At 66.3% G+C, this 567-nt stretch carries 1 protein-coding gene; it reads right to left on the bottom strand.

Features of this window, described 5'->3' with window-relative positions; all coding sequences use genetic code 11:
* On the bottom strand, positions 1-567 hold a 567-nt coding region (locus BTA51_RS28910), incomplete at both ends, for a tripartite tricarboxylate transporter permease (RefSeq protein ID WP_141215708.1).

The following is a 567-nucleotide window of genomic DNA, read 5'->3' as shown; positions in this document are numbered from 1 at the left end:
GCTTGCGAGACCGCGAAGAGGCCCAGCACGACGACGATCAGGTTCACACCCTGCGTCAGGAACGCCAGATCGAAGGTGTAGCGTTGGGTGTAATTGTTGGCCTCCATCCCCACGGTGTTCAAAAACAGGCCGAACATCAGCAATGCACCGGCGGCCAGCGATTGGCCCCGATGCGCGACGACGACCAGCACGCAGCCCAACAACGCGGCGAGGAAGATCTCGCGCGAGCCGAACATCGGCGCGATCCGGGCCAGCACCGGCGACAGGACGATCAGCGCGATCACCGCGAAAATCCCCCCGAAGAACGAGGCGCCGAAGCTGAGGCCCAAGGCGCGCGGCGCCTCTCCGGCCTTGGTCATCGGGAAGCCGTCATAGGTGGTCAGCGCGTTGACCGGCGTGCCGGGCGTGTTGATCAGGATGGACGGGATCGAGCCGCCGAACAGCGCCGAGCCATAGATGCCCAGCAGCAAGGTCAGGCCGACGATCGGCTCCATGCCGAAGGTCGCGGGCAACAGGATGGCGATGGCGACCGCCGGGCCCACGCCGGGGATCGCCCCGATGATGACG

Origin of the sequence: Hahella sp. CCB-MM4, from assembly GCF_002260525.1 — a bacterium.
In the GTDB taxonomy this organism is placed as follows: Bacteria; Pseudomonadota; Gammaproteobacteria; order Pseudomonadales; family Oleiphilaceae; genus Hahella.
Note: the sequence above shows the minus strand (reverse complement) of the source record. Positions and strands in the feature narration are given on the sequence as shown.